Source organism: Pelorhabdus rhamnosifermentans (assembly GCF_018835585.1).
Classification (GTDB): domain Bacteria; phylum Bacillota; class Negativicutes; order UMGS1260; family UMGS1260; genus Pelorhabdus; species Pelorhabdus rhamnosifermentans.
Genome location: NZ_JAHGVE010000031.1, coordinates 1 through 25,755, shown reverse-complemented (window position 1 = coordinate 25,755; position 25,755 = coordinate 1). Strand labels below are relative to the sequence as shown.

The following is a 25,755-nucleotide window of genomic DNA, read 5'->3' as shown; positions in this document are numbered from 1 at the left end:
GTTAATAGGAAGTAAAATTATGGTTAAAAAAACTAATACAATCTATTGATTTGAATAGAAAAAATTTATAATGATAATAGGAGTAGAAAGGAGAATACGTTCATGAACCTTATTAAGCTGGAAATTATTGAATTGCTTGAGAAACATAAAAAAGTCACAGCCGTTGCTGATGCTCTTGGCCTAAAGCAGCCGACAGTTACTTTTCACATGAAAAAAATGGAACAGGAGTTCGGCGTTCAACTGTTTGAATCAAGTTGCGGGAGAATCCTGTTGAAAGATGCGGGAAAGTCACTGCTTCATTATGCGGTGAAAATCAATTCCCTTGCACGAGAAGCAAGCCGGGTGGTCAAAGAATATGAATGTTTGGAGCGCGGCAGCTTGAAGGTCGGAGCAAGCTATGTTCCGGGTACCTACATACTTCCCGGAATTTTTAGTGACTTTTCTAAAAAGTATCCGCACGTCAGTTTGTCTTTGTCTGTTAAACCAACATCGGTAGTTCAAAAAATGCTTCAAAATCATGAAATTGATATCGGCTTTTTTTCGACGGAAGCATTTTCGTCACCCAAACTGATTAGTGAGATTGTATGTGATGATGAACTTGTCGTTATTTTTCCGCCTGATCATGAATTGGCTTGTTATTCACATATTGATCCGGTTCAATTGACACATTATTCGTTTATTTTGCATGGTCAGGAATCCAACACGCGACAAATGACGGACAAATGGGCGAAAAGCTATGGCGTTGAGTTCCGCAAGCATATGGAGCTGGATTCATTGGAGGTCATCAAACAAATGGTGATCAAGGGAGGCGGAGTAAGTATTATTTCGCGATTGACGATTTTAAATGAACTGGAAAGAGGCGTATTACACTGTTGCCCGCTGAATCTACAAAACAGTTTTAAGCGCCATGTGTATTTTGCCATTCATATGGATCGTTACCGGTCGCCATTGGTGGAGCGGTTTATTACGCATTTGCATGATGCAAAAGAACAGCTTTAGGATTTTACAACAAATCTTGGCATGATGCATAGAATTAATCTATGAATTACAAGAAGTTCTATATATTTTTTTAATAAAATCTTTATCGTAACCTAACATGAAGAAAACTCTGGCTCGGTATACTGAATTTGGACAAGAACTAGAAAGCTTGCGAAAATCCAGTATATTAGGAGGAGTATTTCTGATGAAGAAAAAGTTCATTGTAGGTTCAGCATTAATTTATGCAATGGGGATGAGCACTACGGTATTCGCTGCAACAACGGGTACATTTACAGATGTCCCTCGCGGTGATTGGTCTTATCAAGCGGTGGATTATCTGGGGAAAGCGGGTCTTATTGACGGCTATGGCGATGGCACTTATCAAGGTGATAAAACGATGACTCGCAAGGAAATGGCGACAGTCGTATATAAAGCCATGCTGAGCGAAGATAAAGCCAATATTGCGCAAAAGGCTCTTATTGATAAGCTTGCTGCGGAGTATGCTTTGGAAATTAACAAAATTGACAGCATAGACAATCGTTTAACAAAAGTTGAAAAAAACTTACCTATTGTAAAAATTAGCGGTAGTCTGACTGAGAAGTTCAAACAAAAACATCAGCCATTGAAGACGAGCAAAGATTGGACGGGTGGCCAATGGCAGGTTCGTCTCAATGCTTCGGCTGATATTGATCCCAATACGACGGTCCATCTACGCATTGCTGATCCGGCACCTACTTCAGCGATGTTTCATGATACAAAAACGCTTAAATTTGGTACTTATGATGATAATACGCTTAAAATGGACCGCTTTTTTGCTACGACCAAAACCGGTGCTTTTGAATTTACTGTTGGCCGTCAACCTTTGAGTCTTGATCCTGAAGATACGATGATTGATGGTTCTTTCTTTAGTTTCGATGGTGTAAAGGCTACAGTCAAGGTTAATAATTTGAATTTTGACTTTAAACATGGTCGCTTCTACAAAGACATAACGGATACAGGTAATGAGTCTACCTCTCTGGCTAGTAAAACTTTAAATGGTTTTGGCAGGGCAAGTACTGATTTTGCTAGCGCTGATGTAGATGCGGCTATGGTGAGTTCAAACAGCGGCAAACTGTCCTGGGATGTGGGCTGGGCTAGATTTACCAATAATAGTGACACTCTTACTCTATCAGACAAGGTTTTAATGAATTATTATTACACGAATGCGTACTATGCGTTTAATGACAAATTAACCGTAGGTGCTATGTACGGCAAAAATACCAAGGCCGGCTTAGCCAATAGCAATGGTAAGTTTAGTTTACTTACTGCTGTGTACGGGGCGCAATCCCTAAAGTCTGCCGGTAACCAAAACCTCACTCTTTGCTATTTTAAATCTGACAAAGCGGGTGTTAATTCTCAGTTTACTACGATTGATGCGCCCGATTGGTATGCCGACGGGTGGAAGAATCTCGATGTTGCTTATAATTATGCCTTCAGCAAGAACATGACGGGTACTTTGGAATATAGCAAAGTGACGGATACTACGAATGATACTTGGTCCTATCATCAGTGGAAGACTACACTTAAGTACAAGTTCTAATTAAATCTGAAAGAAATCATGAAATCCTTTGCATACCGATATTGGAGAGTTAAAGGTACATATTTCGCTTGATGAAAAAAATAAGCTGTTCTGTTTTGCTGATAAACGAGAGTTCAGTGTGGAAGGATGACCACTGAACTCTCGTTTGCTTTTAGCGCGAATAGGAAGGATAACCTGTGAATCATGAAAAAATTTTGACAAAATTATGATATAATAAAAAATGTTGTCTTGTTTTACCATGTAAAAAGGATATTTGTCTAGAACTCTTCATTCTAGATAAAATAAAGTCAGAGGAGTGTTAATGGATGTTAAAGGAACTGATTGAACAGGGTTTTGGTGAAGAGCAGAATTTTAATTGTGCGGAAAAAATTCTCTATGGCGCTAATGAGGCCTATCATTTGGAACTGGACAAAAATTCATTGCGGTTATCCGCTGGTTTTGGCGGTGGTATGGGGATTGGTAATGTTTGCGGTGCATTGACAGCAAGCGTGATGGTTTTAGGTTATTTATTTGTGAATGAAAAAGCGCATGAAAGTGGGCGCATTAAACAGCTTACACAAGAATTATTTAAACGTTATCGCGAGGAAATGGACGGAATTGATTGCCGCTTCTTAATGGGCCGTTATCGAACGGAAGCTTATCAATGTCGCGATGTGATTGCTAAGGCGGCAGACATACTGGATCAAATGATTGCCCGGGAATTACACTAATTGTCATCAAGTCATCAATATCGTGCGAATATTCGCTGATTAGGAGAAAATAGCGATAAGGGAAGAAATGGATTTCGCATTATGTTATAATGAAGATCATAGGATAAGGTACTTTTGAAGATACGGAATTTTTGATGGCAGAGTTGCCAGCAAGAAGCAGTTGTGCTGGTTTTCATAGTACGTTAGGGAGTGGCAGGATGATGATGAGTACAATTAAGGCAGTTATTTTTGATTTAGATGGAACCTTGATTGACAGTGAATCCAATTATCTTGAAGCGGAAAGAAGGCTTTTTGCTGATTACGGTTTTACAAATTACAATATGGAAATTCACAGTCAGTATATTGGCTTTGGTTCGAAAGAAATGATGGAAGATATGAAAAAAAAGTATCATATCCATGAATCTATTGAAAATTTGCTTGCTGGAAAAAATCGCTACTATAGTGAAATTGCTCGCAAGAATACGGTGGTTTTTCCGGAAATGCAAAAGTTTTTGGAACTGCTTCATGTTCATGATTATCCGTTAGCTCTGGCATCGGGATCTTCACCAGCCGTTATTGATGAGATTTTAGAAATTACTCAGCTAAGAAAATATTTTCAAGTGGTTCTTTCGGCAGAAGATGTGAAACAGGGTAAACCGGAACCAGATATTTTTCTTGAAGCGGCTGAACAGCTTCAGAAGGATCCGGAACATTGCTTAGTTGTGGAGGATTCGCATTTTGGTGTGGAGGCTGCAAAACGGGCATCCATGTATTGTATTGCTTTGCCATCACCGGAAATGGCAATTGGTGAGGATTTCATGCAGGCTGATTTGTTACTTAGACAGGGAGTGAAAGAGTTTTTGGCTGAAAAAGCTTTTGCCTGGTTAAAGGAGAGAAAGTAGGGAGTACGAAAATTTCAAAAATATTGATCTTTGAAAAAAATTGTCTTATAATTATTGTAAATAGCATACTCAATTAACCAATATGACGAATATGGACGTGCTAGGCAGGCTCCTTTCACGGAAGTATGGTTCATTATAATTAGCTACATTGTTTGTGGTCTAGACAAAAACTAGGCGGAAACAGACATGCGCCTAGTTTATAGACTAGATGTATGCCTGTTTTTATTTTTTGCAATAAACAAGTAACTATATGGGGGAGTTTTCTATGCGTTTGACAATTTCTAAACAGATTATACTCGCTTTTTGTTTGATTATGCTTGCCTTTTCCGGACTGATTTTTTATACGTACATAGATTTTAAAGGAATGGAAGTCGGGTATAGTGGACTGGTTACACGCAGTGCACCGTTGGTTTTTGAAGTGAAGGATATTAATGCCGAACTTCGTAATCAAAGTTCTCTAATTCGAGGGTTCTTAATATCAAAAGATGAAAGATATGTACAAAATTATCAAGCGTCGCGAGCTAAAATGGATGATTTATTGAAAAGTATTGAGGGCAAACTGACTACGCCGGAAGGTGTACAAGAAGTTTCAGAACTCAAAAAGGTATTGGCGGACTATCATGTTGTTACGGATGAGGCCGTTAGGATGCGGCGCGAAAAAGGTGTAGAAGAATCTCAGCATGTTTTAATAGCGGGTGAGGAAAAATCCAATATAGCTGCAGCGAAAACCAATGAGGTCGTGAAGTTTTTAACGGATCGAATGGATTTACGGGTACAGGAAAATGTGGTAAGAGTGAATAATATGAAAACAGTTATTCTTGTGTGCAGTACCCTTGTGATTATTTGTAGTATTTTGTTCAGCCTTTGGTTTGCGCGGCGGATAGCTCGTCCACTAAATTCCGTAGCTGCTTCAGCTCGGCGGATAGCCCAAGGGGATTTGACGGATACGGCCATTGAGTATCAGGGCCACGATGAAATTGCGGATATGATCGGATCTTTTAAGCAGATGGGTGAAAATTTGCGCAACCTTATTCAGCAAGTGTTACATTCCGCTGAGCAAGTGGCTGCTGCCAGTGAGGAATTGAGTGCAAGCTCTGATCAGACGGCACGGGCATCAAGTCAGGTTGCCGAGACGATTGAACAAGTCGCGATGGGGGCGGCTGGGCAAACGCAAGCTGTCGATCATAGTGCAGCGATGCTTCAAACGATGCTTGGCGATATTACTACTATTGCCAAACATTCTAATCAAGTTTCTGAAAAATCTTCTCATACAGCAAATACAGCGCAAGCTGGCAATTCGGCTGTCAACGAGGCTTCAGATCAGATGAAGCACATTGCTCAGTCTGTTACAAATTCAGCCACTGTCGTGAGAAAATTAGGCGAAGGTTCAAAACGGATTGAAGAGATTTTGAGTGTCATTACGCAAATTGCCGGTCAAACAAATTTGCTGGCACTGAATGCGGCGATTGAGGCGGCACGGGCGGGTGAACAAGGCAAAGGGTTTGCTGTTGTAGCGGAGGAGGTACGCAAGCTGGCCGAACAATCGCAGGCGGCAGCTGCTGAAATAACGGAGATTGTTCGCGTAATCCAAAGTGACACCCAAGAGGCTGTACAAGCCATGCAACAGGGGACGGAAGATGCAGCGCAAGGTACAGAAGTTATTATCAAAACGGGGGACCACTTTCACGCGATTGCTGGACTTGTGGAAGAACTGGATGCACAGATTCACGAAATTAGTCAGGCCACCGAGAAAATTGCCTCTTCAGGTAATGAAGTTGCTTCTTCAGTCAATGGAGTAAAAAAAATTGCCGATGAAACGGCATCAAATACTCAGACGATCTCGGCTGCTGCTGAAGAACAAACAGCAACAATGGAAGAAATTGCTTCTGCGAGTACTTCTCTTTCGCAAATGGCTGAAAAGCTGCAAAATGTTGTGAGCAATTTTAAAATTTAAAGTGCTTTTCCCGGCTTAAGCGAATGAAAAAACACTGTGTGTCTTTAGGGATGCATAGTGTTTTATTATGATTTTTATTTACAATACTAGGAACTCGCTGTGCTGTGTCGAAATGAAATAAGCGAATGAATTACTTTAGGTAAAAAAGGGAGAATACATTAGAATGATTAGGTTTCATCAAGAAATGAAAGAAAATTCGCAAGCCTTATTAGGGTGGCGCAGCTTTCGCATCCAGCTTTTTATGGAAGGAACGGTTATTGGTCTTTTGGCCGGATTCATTGTCGTATTGTTTCGCTTTGCCTTGGAAAATGCCGAGGCTTTACGAAAATTGATTTATGGCTTTTTACATGAGGAAGCGCTGGGGTTTAGTGCCCTATGGTTCGGTATATTAGTTGTTATTGCTTATTTACTTGGTTATATGATGAAAATCGAACCCCTGGCAAGCGGCAGTGGAATTCCGCAAGTGAAAGGGGCTATTTTAGGCTTTTTTAAGTTGAATTGGCTCAGAATCCTGTTAGTTAAATTTATAGGCGGCGTGTTGGCTATCGGTGCGGGTCTATCACTAGGGCGCGAGGGGCCGTCTATTCAAATTGGTGCGGTCATTGGTCAGGGATTTAGTCGAAATCTTGGTAAAACAAGACTAGAAGAACGCTATTTGATGACAAGTGGTGCTTGTGCTGGATTGGCCGCCGCTTTTAATGCGCCTTTGGCCGGAGTATTTTTTGCTTTAGAAGAATTGCATAAAAGTTTTTCTCCTGCTGTTTTAATGTCAGCTATAGCAGCTTCTCTGACGGCGGATTTTGTTGTGCGGTTTTTTTATGGTCAGCAGCCCTTTTGGCATCTCGCTAATGTTCCTGTGTTGCCCTTCACTTATTATGGCTACTTAGTTTTATTAGGGCTGATTACGGGAATTTTGGGCGTCTGTTTTAATAAAGTGTTGGTTCAGTCGCTTGAACTGTTTTCTCATCAAAAACTGCTTCCCAAAAATATGGAGGCGGCTTTGCCATTGGTCGTGGGTGGCGGTCTGGGGTTTATTTTGCCGGAAATTCTCGGCGGTGGGAATTCGCTGATTGATATCATTGCATTGGGACATTTGGGTGTAACGATGCTCATTATTTTGCTTGTTGGCAAGTTCTTCTTTACCATGCTGAGTTATGGTTCAGGTGTTCCAGGCGGGATTTTTTTGCCTATGCTTGTTATTGGGGCTTTAATTGGCGGTGCTTTCAGCAAAATCTTGTTAGTTTGGGGTCTCAATCCGGATTATCAAACGACATTTATGATTTTAGCTATGGCAGCTTATTTTACGGCTATCGTCAAGGCCCCCATTACAGGGAGTATTTTAGTAACGGAAATGACAGGGTCTTTCGATCATTTATTTGGAATGATAACCATTAGTATGATTGCCTATATAGTAGCAGATGCAGTTCAGTCAAAGCCTGTTTATGAATTACTTCTAAACCGTTCTTTGCAGCAAAAAAGACCTGAACTCCTTTCGGGTCGGGCAAAAAAAAGAGCGATTATTGAAATGGTTGTTTCTATGAATTCTCAATTAGAAGGGAAAAAAATTAAGGCTGTTCCCTGGCCAGACAGTTGTTTGCTCATTTGCATTCGTCGTGGTGAAAAAGAAATCGTTCCTCACGGGGATACGAAATTAATTGCAGGTGATTATTTGTATTTGTCAACAGAGTCTGAGGATATTACTCAGATTCATTACATCAAGTCGTTGGCAAGTGAATGGAATCAATAGGATTAGGCCTTGGAAAAATTTTTACAATAAAAAATCGTTATTTGTCTACTCAAGACAAATAACGATTTTTTACGATCTAAAGATATTAATAAACACTCATGCAAAAATCAGCGTATTTTTTAATTTTGCCAGTCGTTACTTGCATAAAGAGTTCTTTTAACTGTTTGCACACCGGGCCTTGATGATTGGTACCAATGGCTCTGTCATCTACTTCAACAACAGCTGTGACTTCCATCGCTGTACCGCTGAAGAAGATTTCCTCCGCTGCATATAATTCCGTTCGCGTAATGCTGCGTTCCACGACTTCGATGCCAAGTTCTTCTTTGGCTAGCATCATGACGGTATCTCTCGTAATGCCTTCAAGAATATTATCGGAAGGCGGAGGAGTTACGAGCTTTCCGCGGCGAACCATAAAGACATTTTCACCAGGTCCCTCGCAAACATGACCATTACGTGTTAAAAAGAGTGCTTCATCATAGCCGCGCCGAACAACTTCGAGTGAGGCTAACCCGGAATTCAAGTAAGCAGCTGTTGGTTTGGTGCGAGGTGGAAGCATGTTATCACCTAGACGTTCCCAGGAAGTAAAGGCAACTTTGAGTTCATCTTTACCGGCATAGCTGCCAAGTGGCTGACAGTAGATGACAAGACGATCATCATCATCCAATAAGCTAGGTGCAACCTGATTCGAACCTTTAAATGCCAGTGGACGAATATAGGTAGTTGTGCGGTAATTATTTTTTTTGAGTAATTCCAAAGTGATTTTGCATAATTCATCAACTGTATAAGGAAGTTGAATATTGAGGGTCTTACACGACTGGAGCAGGCGTTCATAATGTTCTTTCATGCGAAAGCCATAAAGCTGTTGTTCTCCTTCATCCCAATAAGCCCGAATTCCTTCAAAACAACCCAGTCCATAATTAAATCCTTTACAGCGTACACTAATATGTACTTCATTTTCAGGCACGATTTTTCCCTCGTAAAATACATAGGTATTGTCCATCTTTTTCATTTCTCCTTTAGTAAATTTTTATTACATTGCCTACCAATTGATATTGTCATCCCTCCTTGGTAAAAAATAAAACCTCTTGTCTCTGTATTAAGAGGCAAGAGGTTATTCTCGCGGTACCACTCTTAGTATATCTATAAAAAGTTTATAGATATTTCTCGTCGGATCTAACAATCCTTGCAATATAACGGTTGCATTTACAAGAAACGGCACCGGTGCAGCCTACTTGAATTTCAGCTTTACAGTTCAGGAATGACATTTGTATCTTTCTGTTACCGATTTTCACCAACCATCGGCTCTCTGTGAACATAATCCATACAATTAATTCCTTCATCACTTTTTCTTTACAGTATGTAATTGCTTTTGTTGAAATCAATTGATAAGTTGTAACCTTGCTATTAGTTTATAGATTATTAATGAATTTGTCAATAAGGTATTGTTCTCGTTTCTTCTGATTGTAAAAATTGACGGAAAGGTAAATTGGTAGTATACTCTATTTATAGGTTAGCACTCACTAATGATGACTGCTAACAAAAATATTATGATTGAACCACTACGGGATAACAGAGATTAGATGTGATGTATCACACTCATCGGCATGTGCCGAATGTCCACGGAGGAGGTTTTTTTTTATGGAAAAAGGCAAATTTAAAACGAAGCTAAAAAATGTTGATAATACATTCAAAGAACTTTTTACACGGTATGAGAATAATCCTATTTTGACAGTCCGGGATTGGCCTTATCCGGCAAACTCAGTGATGAATCCGGCTGCGACTTTGTTTCAAAACAAAGTATTATTGTTGGCACGTGTGGAAGATCGGCGAGGCTTTTCTCATCTTACGAAGGCAATTAGTGAGGATGGGATTAAAAACTGGAAAATCGATGCTTTGCCAACGTTGGAATCAGATCCGGACCATTATCCTGAAGAGTTATGGGGAATTGAGGATCCCCGTATTTCTTGGCTTGCTGAAAAAAAAAAGTGGGCGATTACATATACGGCTTATTCACGTGGTGGGCCATTAGTATCCTTGGCTTTAACAGATGATTTTGTGAATTTTGAGCGGATGGGGCCTATCACTCCTGCTGAGGATAAAGATGCTGCAATTTTCCCGCGCCGAATCAATGGTAAATGGGCTCTGATCCATCGGCCTGTTAATACAACTTATGGACCTGGTGCACACATTTGGTTGTCTTATTCCGACGATTTACTGCATTGGGGCGATCAACGGGTACTGATGCATGCCCGTCGTGGCAGTTGGTGGGACGGTGGAAAAATTGGTCTTTCGACTCCTCCTTTAGAAACAGCTGAAGGATGGCTGATGCTTTATCACGGCGTTCGTCAGACAGCGGCTGGGGCTATTTATCGCGTGGGGCTCGCCTTGCTTGATTTAGATGATCCGCATCGAATATTGCATCGCAGTGATGAATGGGTTTTTGGGCCCTTAGAATGGTATGAGCGTTTAGGCGATGTAGCGGATGTCGTTTTCCCTTGTGGCTGGGTACATGATGAACAGACAGGTGTATTGAAGATGTACTATGGGGGAGCGGATACTTGTATTGCTCTGGCAACAACTACGGTGAATGAGTTATTAGATTATGTGAAACAATGTCCCGTTCCGCCGCAAGATGATGATTTCTATTGATTGTAAAAATCTAATTATAAATATCAAAATTTTTAAAAAAGGAGATTGTGAATATGGCTGCTATCAATGGAATAAGTAAGATTGCTTTTTTAAGTACCTATCCACCTCGCGAGTGTGGGCTGGCGACTTTTACAGAAGATTTGGTGAAAAGCATCAGTAAATCGCCAGGAATCCAACCGAGTGTAATTGCCGTAACGAATGATGAAGAATACAGTGATTCGCTTGTGGAATATAAACTGAGTCAACATGATCGTGAGAGTTATTTACAGACGGCTGACTGGGCGAATAAACATGTAGATTTGCTGGTTATTGAGCATGAATATGGGATTTATGGCGGGGACTGTGGTGCCTATATTTTGTATTTGGCGAGGGGATTGACGATTCCTTTTATTGTTACAACGCATACGGTATTGTTAAATCCGTCAGCGCAGCAACGCATTGTTTTGGGGGAATTGGGCCGGTTAAGTGCTCAAGTAGTGACGATGGCGGAAAGCTCGATACCGATCTTGAGCGATACTTATGGGATTCCGTCGGGAAAAATTACTTTTATTCCACATGGTGTTCCCAACTTGTCTATGAAATCACGGGAAAAGCTAAAAAATGATTACGGTTTGCAAAACAAGCAGGTTATGAGCAGTTTCGGATTGCTTAGTCCGGCCAAAGGACTGGAATACGGGATTGAAGCCGCTTCGAAAGTGATTGCAGATCATGATGACTTCGTTTATCTTATTTTAGGTAAAACGCATCCTTGTGTGAAGGCCAGAATGGGAGAGAGTTATCGGCAGAGTCTGATGGATTTAGCTAAGCGACTGGGAGTTAAAGAACATGTTAAGTTTATTGATCAGTATCTGACGAAGAAAGAAGTAATGACTTACTTACAACTTTCGGATATGTATTTGACACCCTATTTATCTAAAGAGCAGGCAGTCAGCGGGACGCTTGCCTATGCAATGGGGTGCGGTCGGGTGATTATATCTACTCCCTATCGTTATGCACAAGAAATGCTGGATGGCGGTCGTGGCTTGCTTGCTCAATTTCGAGATGCTTCTTCTATCGCCTCTTGTATTCGGACGGTAATGGAAAACCCTTTACAAAAACAAGAGATGGAAAGGAAAACCATGTATGTTGGTCAGACGATGAAGTGGGTGAATGTAGCGGATCGTTACGTTCAGCTTGGTATAAAGGTCGTTGATGCCCATAAGAAGGCTCAACCATCGGAGGATGTAATTCAATTGATTCGGTCACTGCATCGTCCGATTTCGGCAGCAAAGCCTATCACAAGGCGAAAGGGAATTAGTGTGTATTGATGTCTAAAATTAAAGAAGCGTTGGATGACAGGCATATTTTTCATTTGACTGATGATACAGGGATGTTCCAGCACGCACAATTTAGTGTTCCTAATTTAGATAAAGGATACACAACTGACGATAATGCCCGTGCTTTAATTATGGCGGTTATGCTTTATGAAAGAACAAAACGTCCTCGTTATTTAACTTTAGTATATCGTTATTTGGCATTTGTGTTATATGCTCAGAACGTAGATGGGCGATTTAAAAATTTTATGACTTATAACAGGCAATTTACAGAAATCGTAGGTTCAGAAGATTGTTTTGGTCGTTGCCTGTGGGCTTTAGCTTATACATTCGCTTCGTCAGTCCTACCTGAGGGTATAAAAGGGGTTTGTACTGTTGCCATTGATTGTGCGCTTGACCAAGTTTCGTCGTTGACATGGTTGCGAGGACAAGCTTATGCATTGATTGGTTTGAGCTTGATTGATGAGGAAAAATCCAAAAATTTTATTATGAAGCTTGCTGATTCACTTGCTGACCATTTTGTTCAGTATTCTAAGGAAACAAATTGGCAGTGGTTTGAGGGCAATCTAACTTATGATAATGCGGTATTGCCTTGGGCTATGTTTGCAGCATATGAAAAGAGCGGTCAAGAACGGTTTCTTTCTATTGCACAGCAAAGTTTGGCATTTTTGGACCATACGGTGTTTCGTAATGACTTTTTTTGTCCCGTCGGGTGTAGTGGATGGTGGACGCGAGGTTCAATGGAACCGGCAGTATATGATCAGCAGCCTGTTGAGGCATCTATGTCGACACTGGCTCATTTGGCTGCCTATAAAGTTACGGATGACAAGAAAATGCTGAAGTTAGCGAAACGGAGTTTTGCCTGGTACTTAGGTGATAATATTTGTAAGGAAAGTCTGATTGATGTTGAGACAGGCGGGTGTTATGATGGTATTACGCCACATGGCGTAAACAGAAACGAAGGTGCAGAAAGCATTGTTGGTTATTGGATTGCCCGTTTGGCTTTGGAGAAATGCACGAGTAATGTTTTTTAAAAGCAATTAAAAAGGCTGTGGTGAAATGAATATTTCATCACAGCTTATTTATTTGCAGATTTATCCATGTCACACCAGAAGAGGACGCCATGGGGGAGATTCCGTACGCCATAGCTATTTCCGTGTAGTTCTTGAATGGCTCGTACAATGGATAGACCTAAACCGTAGCCACTTTGTTCTCTTGTACGGGCTTTATCAATTTTATAAAAGCTTATCCAAATTTTTTCGAGACTTTCTTCGGGGATGGGACGTCCAGAGTTGTATACAAATACTCGGAAGTGAGGACCTTTATCTTTCACAAATAATTTGATGGTATTGGTGAATTCAGTATGAATGATGGCGTTATTTAAAAAATTGAGCAATACTTGTTCAATGCGTAACATATCGCCATTAACCAAGCAATTTTCGGGAAATTTTTTTTCGAGAGCCATGTTTTTTTCAGTGAGCACGTTTTGGTATTTTTGTACGATGCGATTGAGTAGTAGAGAAAGGTCAAAATTTGTTCTTGTCAGTTGAAAGAGGCCTGATTCAAATTGCGATAGATTAAGCAGGTCTCTTACTAATTTATTCATTTTTTCTGCTTCATCCATAATGACAGAACAGTAATAGTTTTTGTTTTCTTCATCATTTGCCACATTTTCTTTGAGGCCTTCTGCATAACCCAGAATGAGTGAGAGGGGAGTCTTGAGTTCGTGAGAAACATTGGATACAAATTCTTTGCGCATTTTGTCCAGTTCACGTTCTTTTTCTACATCAGCCATCAGGCTTTTATTTTTTTGGTTAAGCTCTGTTATGGCTGTATCAAGGTGGTCTGATAAATGGTTGATGCTTTTGCCAAGCAAACCAATTTCATCATCACGTTTTTTCGTCCATTTTTGTGTAAAATCAAGCTGAGCCATGCGTTGAGCTAGCTGGCTGAGTTCGAGGATGGGGAGGGTAAATTTTTTCGCGAAAAAGAAGGCCCAGCTGCATCCGATTACAATAGACAGCAATCCTGTGAATAACATAAATTGGGTCGCGACGGTGGCACTCTCTGATACGGGAGCTAGAGGCTGTCGTATTATTAAGTTGTCGCCATTGTTGAGTTGCTGCTGAATGACCATAAAGTTGATCTTTAATACTTGGTCATACTGTTTTTCAAGAACTGTGTGATTACTAATGGTTTCATGAGTGATAATGATGGGTGGCAGGGGTGGTGGTGGTGGTGCCGGAAAATCGGGTACAGAATGATCGATTGGTGGACCGAAGGGGCGATATTTGATGGAGCCATTTTTGTCAAAAATAATGATGCCTGCTCCTAGAGTATTTGCTGTTCGTTCTAATTCCAGGGCGATTTGGTTAGGATTTCCCTGATAGATGTCATCAAGTGCCTGAATACTCTCAATGAGCATTGCTTTTTTTTGCCACATGTAAACTTTTTCTAACCCAAGATGGGTGAGACCAAGAGATAGAAGGATGAAAAACAGTAAAAATCCGCTTAAGATCATAAAGAGTTTGGTTCGAATAGATAGGGTCATTTAGTTGCCTCAAATTTGTAGCCGTAGCCTCTCAGTGTTTGAATTAAGGTACTTTTGGTTCCTAACTTGGTTCTGAGCCGGTTGATATGAGTATCAACTGTTCGAAGGTCGCCAAAGTAGTCATAGTTCCAGACATGATTGAGAATTTGTTCACGACTTAAGGCTTTCCCTTTATTTTCAATTAGGTAGTTAAACAGTTCATATTCGGTGGGACTTAAATGGAGGGAATGTTCATTGAGTAAGACTTGTCGGGCTTCTGTATCAATGGCTAATCCCTCATCAATATTTTTCTTATCTCCTTCCATGCGGCGAAATAGTGCGGTTACGCGTGCTGTCAGGATTTTCGGACTAAATGGTTTTGTGACATATTCATCAGCGCCAATTTCGAAGGCAAGCAGCTGATCTACTTCTTCACCTTTTGCGGTAAGCATGATTACGGGAATATTGCTTTTTTTTCGGATCTCTTTGCATACGGTCCAGCCGTTTTGTTCTGGTAGCATGACATCTAAAATAACGAGATCCACCTTATGGTCGAATAGAATGTCTAAAGCTAGACGCCCATTATCTGCTTCGAGTATGTTATAATCTTCGCGAATCAAAAAATCAGCAACAAGTTTTCTTATTCGTAGTTCATCATCTACTATTAATATGGTTTTATTCATCGCTTTATCTCCTCATGATCGGAAAAATGGTAATTTATTCACTTTTAGCATAAAGAGTATCGAGGAAGAAGTCAATAACTTATCCATGTAGGCGGTTGTATCATAAACAAAAAAGGCCATGCTGAAACAAAATGTTTCGGCACAGCGCTTGTTATTTTGTTGTTATGCGCAGGTGGGGATGACGGAAGAACATATGAGAAATTTAATGATGCAGAAAATTCATCTCTAATGGTTGTAACACTGCTTATTAGCGGCAGTGATTTGTCTAAAAATTACTGATGTTCTCAAGATTCACAGGCACTATTGAATTTTTTGTTGAAAAAAGATACAGTAGTAGGGGATGAGAAAGATCCTCATGTTCTTCTCAGCTTACGGGAGCGCGAGGTACTCAAGCGGATTGTTTATGGCTATTCCTTAACAGAGATTGCCGAAGAGCTTTCTATTAGTGTAAAGACTGTTGAAACCTATAAGTCAAGAGTTATGGATAAACTCAATATTTCCAAAAAAAGTGGTTTAGTCGCTTATGCTCTTCAATAGGGGCTGCTTGCTACACCTAGCTCACTGATTGAAGAAGAGTTTTAGTAAAAATGGGAGCTGTTTAGGATGAAAGTTGACGTAGCTTTTTTACCAAAAGACATTACACAGGGGGATCTTTCTGGTACGGTATGTATTGTATTGGATATATTCCGTGCAACAACAAGTATTGTAACGGCCATGGCGAACGGATGCGAAGCCATTATTCCAGTTGTATCACTGGAAAAGGCGCACGAAGCTGCTAAAAAACTTGGTACTGTACTTATGGCAGGCGAGAGAAAGTCAATTAAAATTGATGGGTTTGATTTTGGTAATTCGCCTTTTGAATTTTCTTCAGATAAGGTTAAAAATCAGCAAATTGTTATGACGACAACAAATGGAACGATTGCGATTCACGCCGCGACTGGGGCATTTTACACGTTGATTGGTTCGTTTAATAATGCCGAGGCTGTTTGCCGGAAGGCACAAGCTTATGGAAAAAATATTCTTATTGTCTGTGCAGGTACAGACCATACCTTTTCATTGGAAGATAGTCTTTGCGCGGGTTTGCTTGTTGAAATTTTGTCGAGTTCGGGCCAACATAAGGTTGAATTGAATGATTCAGCACGTGGTGCCTGGGTTATGTATCAAGCAGCTAAAGATCATGTAGTGGACGTGGCGATTCAAAGCAGGAATGGTCAGCGTTTAGTGGAACTCGCTAAAGAATCAGAAGTGGAATATTGTTTGCGAAAAAATATTGTGAACGTAGTACCGGCGTATAAGGACCATCGTATTGTTCTTACCGAATAATTGAGTAAAGTATAAGTATATACAGTTTGTAGTAAATCAAGTATACAGAATTCTTAAGGAAATCCCATTGTTTTCCCCCGATATAAGGTTTAAAGTAATCTTGTAGAGGATATCTTATTTTAGCGGGGGGATATTAAGGTGGGCAATCAAGAACAGATAAAAGTTCAGGTTTCTACAGTACCACGTCGCACAACTGCAGATTGGGACGATTATCTTGCGGAAAAGATAATTGAGCTTCGTCAATTAGTTGATGAATATAGTAATCAATTGAGCGGAGCAGTGATGAAGTAGGAATTCTGTTATAGTTAATAAAAAGCAGCCCATTACTTACGGTTTGAGTAAGTAATGGGCTGCTTTTTATGTGGATGCGATGGATCGGTAGTTGAATGGAGTCTATCAAAGTGATTATTTAAAATCCAGAAAGTCATGATCGTGTAACCATGAACGCATACATGTAATGAATTTCTTTGTAGCGGGGGATTTATCTTTTAGAGAAAGAGCTGCGATTCCTAGGATACGATAAGTTGGTTGTTCTAAATCTACTAAGTGAATATCATTTGGTATATTAACCAGAATCAATTCAGGAAGAATACTGATGCCTAATCCCATTTGCACCATGGCTAATATCGTTCGTTCTTCCATCAATTCATAGTTGATTTTTAGTTTTACTTTATTTTCGATTAAAGTGCGTTTTATATTATCATCTATACCCCACTGCGGCATAATGAAGTGTTCGTTACTAAGTTGATCAAAGGTGATGATCTTTTGATCTTGCAGTGGATGGTTAGGGGGCAGGAGTACAACTAATTTGTCTTTTTTTAAAGGCATCGTATCAAAAGGTTTAGCAGTTGGTAATGAAGTAAAGCCAAAGTCGATCGTACCATTTGATATCCACGTGCTTATTTCATCATAGCAGCCTAGGTAAGTTTTTATTTCAATGAGAGGATAGGTTGTATGAAAGCATGATAAAATTCCGGGCAGCCATTGCGTAGAAACGCTAGACAAAGTTCCTATGCGAATGGTACCGGTATTAATGCGTTTAATAGCAGTTAATTCTTGTTGTAAAAGTTCATTGTCTTTTAGAATTCTCTGAATGTGTACTAGAATGCGTTCTCCATTGCTTGTTAAGCTTATACCTGAACGATTTCTTTTGAGTAAAGAAATTCCTAATTCCGATTCAAGGCTAGAAATTGCATAGCTTACACCGGATTGTGTTAGATTCAGTTTTTCGGCAGTTCTGGTTAAATTGCCAAGTTCAACGACGGTATTGAATATCTCATATTTTGAAAAAGTCACTGTGATCAACTCCATATGAAATTTTCAATGATTTTTATGTGCTGTTTTACCTTTTTCACCGATATGAATATACATTCATTTTTTAAAATAAATTTATGGCGATAAAATACGATCTGTTGTTATCTATTCACCTATGATACTCCCGCTATTTATCTTTTTGTACTTTACATACGGTGTAAAGTGGTTTAATGTAAAATATATTGGAAAATTCATTTATCTATACTTATAGTATAACAAATTTTTGTGAAATGAAAGTAGTTTTTCATGATATATTATTTTTTTTTAAATATTAATTTTTTTGTAATATAGTTCGTTGATGTATCTGTGGTCCTTCAATCAAAAAAGATGAAGTATAATATCAAATATTCAACATTCCACTTTATGAACATGTGTGATAGTATTTTTTTGAGAGATTCGATAAAGTATGGTTGGAAAATAATTCTGAAGAAAAAAATTTACTCTAAATATAAAGAATATTTCAAATATAATTGTTTTTTTAATAATTATATTTGAGGTGATAAGTTTCTGTTAATTTTAGCTTCTTCAAGAGAGGGGGAAAATAAAAAACGATGTCTTAGAGGAGCTTTGAATTTATAAGTATATTTATTATAAAAGGGAGGAAACAGATGATGACTAGAAACAGTCCAAGTATTTTTAGTCAACCGCATTCGTTTTATTATTTTTTCCTGGAAATAAGTGAAGGCCGGGGTTATATATGAAGAAAAAATGTTTAACCCCACTTGTGGTTTTTTTCTTAATGGGTTTTGCTAGTACTACGTTTGCCGCGAGTCCTTTTGTAAAGGTTCCAGCTAACCATTGGACTTATGATTCCATAGCAAAATTGGCTCAAGCGGGTATTGTTGATAGCTATGATGAAAACACCACTTCACACGGTAAAAAAACTTTAACTCGCTATGCAATGGCTATGATTGTAGCAGAGGCTATGGCTAATGAAGACAATGCCACGGCGGAGCAAAAAGCGCAAATTGATAAATTAGCGACAGAATTCAAAAACGAACTGGACAATCTTAAAGCAAGTGAGTCTATTGCGGAAAATAAAGCGAAAGCCCAGGATAATGGGGTAAAAATTTCAGGGTATTACTATAACCGCTATGAATGGGGTAAAAATGAGGGGGCTCCCGCCGCTAATTATCATGCCTTGAAAAATTCACTGAGATTAAATGCTAATACTAAAATCAACGATGACTGGAATGTCGGTGTAAGTTGGGAAAGCTTCAAAAATTTCTATAATGATAGAGGTGCCGGGGGCACTAATGATAGTAGTTGGGGGTTCACAAAGGGATATCAAGGTGCTTTTGATGTGACACGTGTCTATGTTACGGGTCCTGTTGCCGGTACGACGATGACGGCCGGTAAATTTGATCAAGTCTTTGGTTCCGGTATACTTTTTGATGATGTTGTAAGTGGCGTGAAGTTTGAATTCGGTAAAGTACTAAAGACTAAATTAGTTTATGCTGAAGCGGATGAGAACGTTATTGGTTGTACTACTCAACACAGTTATCTTTCGCAGTTTCGCAAAGCTGTTTCCGCTGAATTCAATTATGATTTGAGCAAGACTACCACTATGGAAGCTTCCTATCAAAGATGGTATTCCAAGAATGAGGCTGATCCACTAAGGGTTTATAACGCCCATACGATGAGGGTTTATGACGCCAATATAACGACGGCGTTGAATAAAGATTTCACATTATTTGGTACTTATGGCGAGACCAGTGCTCCTACAGCAAATAAGGCCTATGTTGTTGGCCTGTCCTACAAGAAGTATGATAAAAAAATACCGGGAACATATACTGCAATTATTGACTGGGAAGCTTTTCAGAAAAATTCCGTCATTTATACTACTTATTGGGTTAATGCGGGTACTAAGGGGCTGGTTTACCGTTTCACCTATGTTCTTGCTAAGAATATGTTATGGTCCTTGCGCTATTACGATACCAAATATTTTGCTGATAATGATGGAATCGATTATAAGACCGCTGCACCTGCAGGCAGCCGTTCACGCTGGCTCCGTTGTGAGCTCGATTATTATTTTTAAGAGAATAGGATTTAATACGAAATCATTATTATTTTGACACGTTTAAATAATTACAGAAGGGAGAAATGATATTATGAGCAACAGAGAAGTTGAAGCAATTGACTTTTCCCAGGATAAAAGTTTTATAGGGCATCCCAAAGGGATGGCAACAACGTCTTTCATGGCGCTGGCACAGGCATTTGGCAACTATGGCATGAGTGCCATTCTGATCTACTATCTCTATGAATCAGCGTCAAAAGGGGGGCTTGGATTTAGCCAGGCTAATGCCGCACAATTTGTTAGTGTATACGGCTCATTGTCATTTATGGCAGGCATTGTCGGAGGATATGTGGCCGATCGCCTTATTGGTATACGCAAGGCTTTATACATTAATTATGGAGTGAAGACAATCGGTTACCTTATGTTGGCTTTTCCAGGTGGTCCGGCGCTATATTTTGCCAGCCAATGCTGCCTATTGGTGGCATCCATGTGTGCAGGCACTAGCCTTTATGCTTTGGCCGGTAAGCTTTACAACAAGACTGACGGCCGTCGGGACAGCGGTTTCAGCATTATGTACATCATGAACAATGTTGGTGCTGTCGCTCCAGTGATTACAGGTACCATCGCGCTTATGCTGAATTATCATGCCGGGTTTTTATTCGCAGCGGCTATTCAGGGGCTTGGTCTTGCCGTCTATGCGGTGACTGCCAACAAAGTATTTGGTACTGCCGGTATGGAACCGGATGACGCCGCTCCAGCCAGCGAGAAAAAAGGGCTTATTTTAAAAATAGTGGCATTTTTGGTGGCCTTGATCGTGATTATTGGCGGTCTGTTTAAGACGGGTACTCTTACTCCAACCTCATTTTGCAACAGCATCAGTGCGATTAGCATTTTTATTCCTGCTTGCTATCTCTTCATCATTATTACCAGTAAAAAAACTTCCCGGGAAGAAGCAAGACGGATTGGACCGTTTATTTGGATATTCGTTTGCAACTGTTTTGCTCAGATGATCTGGTGGCAGTCTACTTCCATTTTAGCCATTTATGCTGCTGAGCGCGTGAACCTCAATTTCTTGGGTTTTACGATGACGCCAGCTTCTTTCCAAACGGTTCCCGCAATTCAGGCGGTCATCTTTGGCAGTGTGTGTAGCTGGCTTTGGATTAAACTGGGCAACAAGCAGCCTTCAACTCCATTAAAATTTGGTATTGGCACAATTTTCTGGGGACTCGGTCCACTGTTTATGGTTATTCCATTTCTTCTCTATCCGGCGGATGTCAAAGTAAGTCCAATGTGGCTGATTGTATTCTATTGTTTGATTATTTGGGGCGAAGCGATGACCTCACCAGTTGGTATGGCTGCTGCCAGTGCAGTAGCTCCCAAAGCATTTACTGCGCAAATGATGACCGTATGGCAGTTGAGTCAGGCCACTGGTGCCGGCTTAAGCTCGTTGGCTGTCAATTTTTATCAAGTCGGCCACGAAGCTGAGTATTTTACGGGCATCGGATTGGTAACCTGTCTTGTCGGACTTTCACTCTGGATTTTTCACAAAAAGGCAGCGGCGCGGCTTTTGGGTACAAACGTGAATGCTTAGTAAGTAGCGTTGCTCAGGCTGGCAGTTCCAGTTTAGCGGCCCGGGCGCGTTTTTATTAGCTCTTCATTACGAAAGGAGTAGTAATATGATTATTTTAGCGCGAAATTTGATTACTGGCGATGGTGTGACCTTGTTGAAAGATGGCGCAGTTGCCATATCCAAGGGGAAAATCCGGGACGTGGGGTCGGCCCGAGAGGTAACGGCCCGCCATCCCGGCGAAAGTATGGTAGATTACGGGGAGGCCACCATTCTTCCGGGCTTGTTTGATATGCATGTGCATTTGGGTTATTATTACAGTCAACCTGATCTTGATAACTACGATGATTTTATGATTGCTTATTACGCTGCTAAGCAGGCTAGAATTGCTCTTAACTTAGGAATCACTACCGTTCGGGATCTTAGCTCGCCCCACAATTTGTGCAAGCAGTTGCGTTTGGCGGGAGAAAAGGACTATACTACGGTTCCGCGGATTATTCATACTGACGCCGGCATTTGTATGACGGGTGGTCATGGTCATACTGATGGGATTGAAGAGGTTGACGGAGCCGATAATATCCGTTCAGCTATTCGCCGCCAGCATCGGGACGGGGCTGACTGGATTAAGCTGCTGACGAGTCACCGTTCTAATATCCCAGAATTTACACAGGAAGAATTGAATGCAGCGGTAGATGAATGTCATCGTCGCAACATTAAGACCGCTGTTCATGCTGGCACCCAGCCGTCTATTGAGATGTGCATCGATGCTGGTTTTGACACAATTGAGCATGGTACGTTTATGACGGTAGAGCAGGCTGAAAAAATGGTGAAAAATGGTCAAGCTTGGACGCCGACGATTACCGCTTATACATATCTGTACGAATACTGCCGAAAGATCGAAGCAGAAGGTGGCGATCTTTCCAATCCGGTAGCCGCCACTGCTGCCAAAGATTGTGCCTATTTTCAGCCGGCCGCCTGGGCCTATCGGGATAATTTTAAAAAACTGTGTGCTACTGGCGTCACCGTGCTTGCTGGCAGCGATATGGTCCTTTATGGTGCGCCGCCGCTGCCAATTAACCAGGAATTGGGCTATATGGTAGCGTACGGTATCACGCCGCTGGAGGCAATTCGTACGGCAACTGTGAATCCCGCCAGAGTGCTTGGTTTGGAAGATGTTACTGGACAGTTGGCCGAAGGCTTGGAAGCCGATATTCTGGTTGTCGAGGGCGATGTTGCTAAGGATATTACTGCGCTCAAAGATGTCAAATCCGTTTATCTTGGCGGCAAAGAGGTTTATGGGGGGCACTAATAGAGAAATTTGGAGGGAGTACTATGGAAAAAGAGTTGCTTGCATATATGGAGAAAGAGGGACTGGATGGATTTTTCATCGCAACGAAGGCAAATGTGCGCTATATCAGCGGGTTTACAGGAGCTGATTCTTATCTTCTGATTACGAGGGAAAAATATTATTTTATTACTGATCCCCGCTATACCGAACAGGCTGGCATGGAGTGTCCGGCTTATGAACTTTATGTCTGGCGTGGCGCGGGTAAGACCGTGGGCGATGCCGTCGGCTGCTTGGCAGAAAGGCATAATCTTAAACATATCGGATTTGAGGGCGGTGCAATGAGTTATACCCAGTACAATGATTTCAGCAAGGTCATTCAGGCTGAACTTGTCTCAACTACCGATGTGATTGAAAAGATGCGCTCAATAAAAACTCCCCAGGAAATCGAATATCAGCGGGCGGCTTGTGAAATCGCCTGCCGGGCTTTTGCTAGAATTATCAAGGATATTCGCGTGGGTGTTACCGAAAAAGAACTTGCTGCTAAGTTGTCTTTCTATATGGTTATGGAAGGTGCTGATACGCAGCCTTATGGCAATATCCTGATTTCGGGAGCCAGGACTTCCCTCTTGCATGGCATTCCGTCCAGTAAAGCGGTGGAGTACGGTGATTTGGTGCTTATGGATTTCGGCTGTCAGTATAACAGTTATATGTCTGATATGACCAGAACCGTGGTTGTCGGCAAGGCGAGCGCCAAACAGCGGGAAATATACGACCTGGAAAAACGAATGGTAGAAGATTCACTGGCTGCAATGAAAGCGGGTGTACCGCTTAGCGACGTGTATAAAGAATCAATCAAGGCAATTGAAGGTACTGCTTATTTCGACTACCATTACTCTGGAATCGGGCATGGAATTGGTCTTTTTGTACATGAAATTCCATTTATGGGTCCGAACAGCGACCAGGTTTTGGAAGCTGGCAATGTTCGCACCATTGAGCCGGGTATTTATATTCCAAATTGGGGCGGCATCCGGATCGAGGATCAGATTCTTATAACAGACGATGGCTATGAGAATCTGATTAGTACTACGCATGATTTGATCGAACTGTAGTTACGAAAGAATTCCTTGTTTTTACAACATTCCACTTTGGTTATAGTCGAGTGGGATGTTGTACTTTTTTTATGTCCTAGGTATCAATAAAGCTAAAGTATAGTATCAAATAGTCAAAGTTCCACTTTATGGGTGTGTATGATATTATTCGAAGTAACGGTGGCGGTCATACAAATAGGATTGGAGGAATTGATTATGAATCATATACTCGGATTTATTGGCTCAGGGAATATAGGACAAGCCATGTTAGGTGGAGTCTTAAAAGCCAAACTGTTAGATAATAGTCAAATTATTGTATCAGATGTCGACCAGCAAAAATTAGAATTTGTACACAATACTTATGGGATCAAAACGACGGATGATTCAAGAGTATTAGCGGCAGAGGCGGATGTTATTATTTTGGCAATTAAGCCTGGCATATATGATGTCGTGTTACATTCGATTAAGGATCTCATTAATAAGCACCAAATTATTGTGACCATTGCTGCTGGTAAAAGTATGGCAGATGTAGAATCAATTATTGGGGCAGATACCAAAATTGTGAGAGCAATGCCAAATACTCCAGCTTTAGTTAATGAAGGAATGACAGGATTATGCTGCAATGCAAACGTTTCTGCTGCTGAGTTGCAGGAAATCAAGGTGATTTTCGAAAGTTTTGGTCAAGCCGAAATCATTTCTGAAGCCTTGATTGATACTGTCGTCGGCATTGGAAGCTCCTCTCCTGCTTATGTTTTTATGTTTATTGAAGCTTTAGCTGATGGCGGAGTGAGAGGCGGAATGTCAAGGAATACTGCTTATAAATTTGCGGCACAAGCTGTTTTGGGGTCTGCTAAAATGGTGCTTGAAACAGGTCTCCATCCAGGAGCGCTTAAAGATATGGTTTGTTCACCAGGCGGTACAACTATTGAATCAGTAGCGTCACTTGAAAATGATGGTTTTAGGTCTGCCGTGATTAAAGCAGTCAAGGTTTGCACGGATAAATCAAAATTACTAAGTAGTAAATAACATGAAATTATTGTTTGCTGGTCAGCTAATTCCAAACCAAACCGAAGCAGGAAAGTGGAAGTTTTAGATAGTTTTATGGCTGATTAAAAACAAGTTGATTAAAACAAACGAGGAGGAATTTTAGAAATGAGCAATGGATATTTTCAAATTACACTTCCAGAAAATGAGCCTGTAAAAGGTTACCTGCCAGGATCACCCGAAAGAGCTGCTTTAAAGGCTGAACTTGACAGACAATTAGCTAACCCAATTGAAGTACCGATGATTATTGGTGGCAAAGAAATTCGTTCAGGGAATAAAGCAAAGATGATTTGTCCCCATGATCATCAAAAAGTACTTGGTGAATATTATATAGCTGGTGAAGCAGAGCTTCTTAGGGCAATCGAAGCAGCTGAAGCAGCAAAAGCAGAATGGGAAAACATGTCTTGGGAGCATCGAGCTACTATTTTCTTAAAAGCAGCCGATTTATTAACAGGAAAATACCGCGCCAAATTAGCTGCGGCTTGTATGCTTGGACAAAGCAAAAATCCTTACCAAGCAGAAATCGATGTTATCTGTGAATTGGCTGATTTCCTGCGCTTTAATCCTTACTATGTACAAGAAATTTACAAGCAGCAGCCCAACAACAGTGCGGGTGTTTGGAATCGTGTTGAATATCGGGCCCTTGATGGTTTTGTGGCTGCGATTACGCCGTTCAACTTTACGTCCATTGGTGGTAACCTGCCTACAGCTCCCGCGATGGTTGGCAATACTGTTTTGTGGAAACCATCATCAACAGCTGTACTATCCAACTACTATTTCATGCAAATCCTTATCGAAGCGGGTTTGCCTGCAGGAGTTATCAACTTTGTACCTTGTAAAGGTGTTGACTTCGGTAAAGTTGTCGTCAGTCATCCCAAGATGGCAGGCTTCCACTTTACAGGTTCTACTGCTGTATTCAACGGGATTTGGAATCAAGTCGGTGCCAACATTGACAAGTATGTTACTTATCCTCGCCTTGTGGGTGAGACGGGTGGTAAAGACTTTATTTTTGTTCACGAATCAGCCGATATTGAAGCCCTTACCTGTGCCATCGTTTTGGGTGCATTCGAATACCAGGGGCAAAAGTGTT

At 40.8% G+C, this 25,755-nt stretch carries 22 protein-coding genes and 1 other annotated feature; of the genes, 18 read left to right on the top strand and 4 right to left on the bottom strand.

Going from position 1 to position 25,755, the window contains the following annotated elements:
* Window positions 1-102: 102 nt before the first annotated feature.
* The 6 genes from Ga0466249_RS22695 to Ga0466249_RS22670 all read left to right on the top strand — a co-directional run bounded on the left by Ga0466249_RS22695 (window position 103) and on the right by Ga0466249_RS22670 (window position 7,849).
* Entirely contained in the window at window positions 103-999 is an 897-nt protein-coding gene (locus tag Ga0466249_RS22695) for a LysR substrate-binding domain-containing protein (protein ID WP_215831781.1), read from the top strand.
* A gap of 184 nt (window positions 1,000-1,183) precedes the next feature.
* Window positions 1,184-2,557 (top strand): S-layer homology domain-containing protein, encoded by a 1,374-nt coding sequence (locus Ga0466249_RS22690; protein ID WP_215831780.1) that lies wholly within the window; start codon window positions 1,184-1,186, stop codon window positions 2,555-2,557.
* A 305-nt stretch (window positions 2,558-2,862) separates the two neighbouring features.
* Complete coding sequence (locus Ga0466249_RS22685; RefSeq protein ID WP_215831779.1) at window positions 2,863-3,267, top strand: C-GCAxxG-C-C family (seleno)protein; 405 nt, start codon at window positions 2,863-2,865, stop codon at window positions 3,265-3,267.
* Window positions 3,268-3,464: 197 nt separating this feature from the next.
* Complete coding sequence (locus tag Ga0466249_RS22680; RefSeq protein ID WP_246588980.1) at window positions 3,465-4,148, top strand: HAD family hydrolase; 684 nt, start codon at window positions 3,465-3,467, stop codon at window positions 4,146-4,148.
* A gap of 265 nt (window positions 4,149-4,413) precedes the next feature.
* The gene (locus Ga0466249_RS22675) at window positions 4,414-6,102 is read left to right on the top strand and encodes a methyl-accepting chemotaxis protein (RefSeq protein ID WP_215831778.1); all 1,689 of its coding nucleotides are present in this window, start codon (window positions 4,414-4,416) and stop codon (window positions 6,100-6,102) included.
* 163 nt (window positions 6,103-6,265) lie between these two features.
* Complete coding sequence (locus tag Ga0466249_RS22670; protein ID WP_215831777.1) at window positions 6,266-7,849, top strand: ClC family H(+)/Cl(-) exchange transporter; 1,584 nt, start codon at window positions 6,266-6,268, stop codon at window positions 7,847-7,849.
* Between the two features lie 85 nt (window positions 7,850-7,934).
* Here Ga0466249_RS22670 and Ga0466249_RS22665 read toward each other — a convergent pair whose 3' ends face one another.
* Window positions 7,935-8,849, bottom strand: coding sequence for a branched-chain amino acid transaminase (locus Ga0466249_RS22665; RefSeq protein WP_215831776.1), 915 nt, complete (start codon window positions 8,847-8,849; stop codon window positions 7,935-7,937).
* 96 nt (window positions 8,850-8,945) lie between these two features.
* Window positions 8,946-9,198: a binding site (T-box leader), on the bottom strand.
* 289 nt (window positions 9,199-9,487) lie between these two features.
* On the opposite strand from Ga0466249_RS22665, the gene Ga0466249_RS22660 reads away from it, so the two are divergent.
* From Ga0466249_RS22660 to Ga0466249_RS22650, 3 genes are read left to right on the top strand one after another with little or no spacing between them, the layout of a single operon-like run.
* Window positions 9,488-10,498 (top strand): glycoside hydrolase family 130 protein, encoded by a 1,011-nt coding sequence (locus Ga0466249_RS22660; protein WP_215831775.1) that lies wholly within the window; start codon window positions 9,488-9,490, stop codon window positions 10,496-10,498.
* Between the two features lie 53 nt (window positions 10,499-10,551).
* A complete protein-coding gene (locus tag Ga0466249_RS22655) occupies window positions 10,552-11,805 on the top strand; it encodes a glycosyltransferase family 4 protein (protein ID WP_215831774.1) in 1,254 nt (417 codons plus the stop codon).
* Entirely contained in the window at window positions 11,805-12,845 is a 1,041-nt protein-coding gene (locus Ga0466249_RS22650; protein WP_215831773.1) for a glycoside hydrolase family protein, read from the top strand. Before Ga0466249_RS22655 ends, Ga0466249_RS22650 begins: the two co-directional genes overlap by 1 nt.
* A 44-nt stretch (window positions 12,846-12,889) precedes the next feature.
* On the opposite strand, the gene Ga0466249_RS22645 is transcribed toward Ga0466249_RS22650, so the two are convergent.
* Window positions 12,890-14,362, bottom strand: coding sequence for a HAMP domain-containing sensor histidine kinase (locus Ga0466249_RS22645; RefSeq protein ID WP_215831772.1), 1,473 nt, complete (start codon window positions 14,360-14,362; stop codon window positions 12,890-12,892).
* Window positions 14,359-15,024, bottom strand: coding sequence for a response regulator transcription factor (locus Ga0466249_RS22640; protein ID WP_215831771.1), 666 nt, complete (start codon window positions 15,022-15,024; stop codon window positions 14,359-14,361). Before Ga0466249_RS22640 ends, Ga0466249_RS22645 begins: the two co-directional genes overlap by 4 nt.
* Before the next feature lie 303 nt (window positions 15,025-15,327).
* Here Ga0466249_RS22640 and Ga0466249_RS22635 point away from each other — a divergent pair, with 303 nt between their 5' ends.
* The 3 genes from Ga0466249_RS22635 to Ga0466249_RS22625 all read left to right on the top strand — a co-directional run bounded on the left by Ga0466249_RS22635 (window position 15,328) and on the right by Ga0466249_RS22625 (window position 16,638).
* Window positions 15,328-15,561 (top strand): response regulator transcription factor, encoded by a 234-nt coding sequence (locus Ga0466249_RS22635; protein WP_215831770.1) that lies wholly within the window; start codon window positions 15,328-15,330, stop codon window positions 15,559-15,561.
* A 66-nt stretch (window positions 15,562-15,627) separates the two neighbouring features.
* Window positions 15,628-16,347 (top strand): 2-phosphosulfolactate phosphatase, encoded by a 720-nt coding sequence (locus Ga0466249_RS22630; RefSeq protein ID WP_215831769.1) that lies wholly within the window; start codon window positions 15,628-15,630, stop codon window positions 16,345-16,347.
* 138 nt (window positions 16,348-16,485) lie between these two features.
* Window positions 16,486-16,638 carry a hypothetical protein gene (locus tag Ga0466249_RS22625; protein WP_215831768.1) on the top strand — a complete coding sequence of 51 codons (153 nt, stop codon included), beginning with the start codon at window positions 16,486-16,488 and terminating at the stop codon, window positions 16,636-16,638.
* Window positions 16,639-16,752: 114 nt separating this feature from the next.
* Here the strand turns inward: Ga0466249_RS22625 and Ga0466249_RS22620 are convergent, their stop codons facing one another.
* Complete coding sequence (locus Ga0466249_RS22620) at window positions 16,753-17,643, bottom strand: LysR family transcriptional regulator (protein ID WP_215831767.1); 891 nt, start codon at window positions 17,641-17,643, stop codon at window positions 16,753-16,755.
* Window positions 17,644-18,358: 715 nt separating this feature from the next.
* Here Ga0466249_RS22620 and Ga0466249_RS22615 point away from each other — a divergent pair.
* The 6 genes from Ga0466249_RS22615 to Ga0466249_RS22590 all read left to right on the top strand — a co-directional run.
* Window positions 18,359-19,699, top strand: coding sequence for a hypothetical protein (locus Ga0466249_RS22615; RefSeq protein WP_215831766.1), 1,341 nt, complete (start codon window positions 18,359-18,361; stop codon window positions 19,697-19,699).
* Window positions 19,700-19,772: 73 nt separating this feature from the next.
* Entirely contained in the window at window positions 19,773-21,269 is a 1,497-nt protein-coding gene (locus Ga0466249_RS22610) for a peptide MFS transporter (RefSeq protein ID WP_215831765.1), read from the top strand.
* 85 nt (window positions 21,270-21,354) lie between these two features.
* A complete protein-coding gene (locus Ga0466249_RS22605) occupies window positions 21,355-22,554 on the top strand; it encodes an amidohydrolase family protein (RefSeq protein ID WP_215831764.1) in 1,200 nt (399 codons plus the stop codon).
* A 23-nt stretch (window positions 22,555-22,577) separates the two neighbouring features.
* Window positions 22,578-23,642 (top strand): M24 family metallopeptidase, encoded by a 1,065-nt coding sequence (locus tag Ga0466249_RS22600; RefSeq protein ID WP_215831763.1) that lies wholly within the window; start codon window positions 22,578-22,580, stop codon window positions 23,640-23,642.
* A 195-nt stretch (window positions 23,643-23,837) separates the two neighbouring features.
* Window positions 23,838-24,647 carry a pyrroline-5-carboxylate reductase gene (proC, locus tag Ga0466249_RS22595; protein ID WP_215831762.1) on the top strand — a complete coding sequence of 270 codons (810 nt, stop codon included), beginning with the start codon at window positions 23,838-23,840 and terminating at the stop codon, window positions 24,645-24,647.
* Between the two features lie 126 nt (window positions 24,648-24,773).
* A partial coding sequence (locus Ga0466249_RS22590) for an aldehyde dehydrogenase family protein (protein WP_215831761.1) occupies window positions 24,774-25,755 on the top strand: 982 nt, incomplete at its 3' end.

What these genes read in the sequence shown, in the direction of transcription:
- Ga0466249_RS22695 (WP_215831781.1), top strand. Translation starts at nt 103, where the DNA reads ATGAACCTTATTAAGCTGGAAATTATTGAATTGCTTGAGAAACATAAA.
- Ga0466249_RS22690 (WP_215831780.1), top strand. Translation starts at nt 1,184, where the DNA reads ATGAAGAAAAAGTTCATTGTAGGTTCAGCATTAATTTATGCAATGGGG.
- Ga0466249_RS22685 (WP_215831779.1), top strand. Translation starts at nt 2,863, where the DNA reads ATGTTAAAGGAACTGATTGAACAGGGTTTTGGTGAAGAGCAGAATTTT.
- Ga0466249_RS22680 (WP_246588980.1), top strand. Translation starts at nt 3,465, where the DNA reads ATGATGATGAGTACAATTAAGGCAGTTATTTTTGATTTAGATGGAACC.
- Ga0466249_RS22675 (WP_215831778.1), top strand. Translation starts at nt 4,414, where the DNA reads ATGCGTTTGACAATTTCTAAACAGATTATACTCGCTTTTTGTTTGATT.
- Ga0466249_RS22670 (WP_215831777.1), top strand. Translation starts at nt 6,266, where the DNA reads ATGATTAGGTTTCATCAAGAAATGAAAGAAAATTCGCAAGCCTTATTA.
- Ga0466249_RS22665 (WP_215831776.1), bottom strand. Translation starts at nt 8,849, where the DNA reads ATGGACAATACCTATGTATTTTACGAGGGAAAAATCGTGCCTGAAAAT.
- Ga0466249_RS22660 (WP_215831775.1), top strand. Translation starts at nt 9,488, where the DNA reads ATGGAAAAAGGCAAATTTAAAACGAAGCTAAAAAATGTTGATAATACA.
- Ga0466249_RS22655 (WP_215831774.1), top strand. Translation starts at nt 10,552, where the DNA reads ATGGCTGCTATCAATGGAATAAGTAAGATTGCTTTTTTAAGTACCTAT.
- Ga0466249_RS22650 (WP_215831773.1), top strand. Translation starts at nt 11,805, where the DNA reads ATGTCTAAAATTAAAGAAGCGTTGGATGACAGGCATATTTTTCATTTG.
- Ga0466249_RS22645 (WP_215831772.1), bottom strand. Translation starts at nt 14,362, where the DNA reads ATGACCCTATCTATTCGAACCAAACTCTTTATGATCTTAAGCGGATTT.
- Ga0466249_RS22640 (WP_215831771.1), bottom strand. Translation starts at nt 15,024, where the DNA reads ATGAATAAAACCATATTAATAGTAGATGATGAACTACGAATAAGAAAA.
- Ga0466249_RS22630 (WP_215831769.1), top strand. Translation starts at nt 15,628, where the DNA reads ATGAAAGTTGACGTAGCTTTTTTACCAAAAGACATTACACAGGGGGAT.
- Ga0466249_RS22615 (WP_215831766.1), top strand. Translation starts at nt 18,359, where the DNA reads ATGAAGAAAAAATGTTTAACCCCACTTGTGGTTTTTTTCTTAATGGGT.
- Ga0466249_RS22610 (WP_215831765.1), top strand. Translation starts at nt 19,773, where the DNA reads ATGAGCAACAGAGAAGTTGAAGCAATTGACTTTTCCCAGGATAAAAGT.
- Ga0466249_RS22605 (WP_215831764.1), top strand. Translation starts at nt 21,355, where the DNA reads ATGATTATTTTAGCGCGAAATTTGATTACTGGCGATGGTGTGACCTTG.
- Ga0466249_RS22600 (WP_215831763.1), top strand. Translation starts at nt 22,578, where the DNA reads ATGGAAAAAGAGTTGCTTGCATATATGGAGAAAGAGGGACTGGATGGA.
- proC (WP_215831762.1), top strand. Translation starts at nt 23,838, where the DNA reads ATGAATCATATACTCGGATTTATTGGCTCAGGGAATATAGGACAAGCC.